General features: G+C 47.5%; 1 protein-coding gene. It reads left to right on the top strand.

Annotation, left to right across the window (positions count from 1 at the left end; translation table 11 throughout):
* A partial coding sequence (gene fghA, locus AB4653_RS26320) for an S-formylglutathione hydrolase (RefSeq protein WP_372105699.1) occupies window positions 1-684 on the top strand: 684 nt, incomplete at its 5' end.
* Window positions 685-783: the final 99 nt, after the last annotated feature.

The raw sequence follows: 783 nt of genomic DNA, 5'->3' as shown, positions 1-783 counted from the left end.
TCAGGCTTAACCTGTACCGATGAAAACTTCATGCAAAAGGCCGGCGCATTCAAAGCTGCGGCTGAGCAAGGCATCGCTATTGTTGCACCTGATACAAGCCCACGTGGCGAAGGCGTTGCCGACAATGAAAGCTACGATCTCGGCCAAGGTGCAGGCTTCTATGTGAATGCCACTCAAGCACCATGGGACAGCCATTACCACATGTACGATTACGTGGTAACAGAGCTCCCAGCTTTGATTGAGTCTTTCTTCCCAGTAACGTCTGTGAAATCCATTTCAGGTCACAGCATGGGCGGACACGGTGCCCTAACGATTGGTATTAAGAACGAAGATAACTACCGTTCTATCTCGGCATTCAGCCCAATCACCAACCCAATGCAATGCCCTTGGGGACAAAAAGCATTCAACCAATATCTAGGCTTAGATATTGAAGAATGGAAACACTACGATGCCTTTGAGCTTCTAAAAACCAAAGGCACTAAGCTGCCAATGTTGGTAGACCAAGGCGAAGCGGACAACTTCCTAATTGAGCAGCTAAAGCCTGAGCAATTGGTCGAAGCAGCTAAGGTAACCAATGCCGATTTAGAGCTACGTATGCAGCCAGGTTACGACCACAGCTACTACTTCATCTCTAGCTTTATTGATGAGCATATTGAGTTCCACGCTGCTTACCTAAACAAATAGTCACACCGATTTAGCCCACACCTTGCAAAAGCGTGAGGTGTGGGCTTTTTTATGCCTGCTGTTTGGGCAAATACGCTGTTGCTAAAGAGCAGCAACAAC

The sequence above is a fragment of the Vibrio sp. 10N.222.48.A3 genome, assembly GCF_041475345.1.
GTDB lineage: Bacteria > Pseudomonadota > Gammaproteobacteria > Enterobacterales > Vibrionaceae > Vibrio > Vibrio tasmaniensis_A.
Note: the sequence above shows the minus strand (reverse complement) of the source record. Positions and strands in the feature narration are given on the sequence as shown.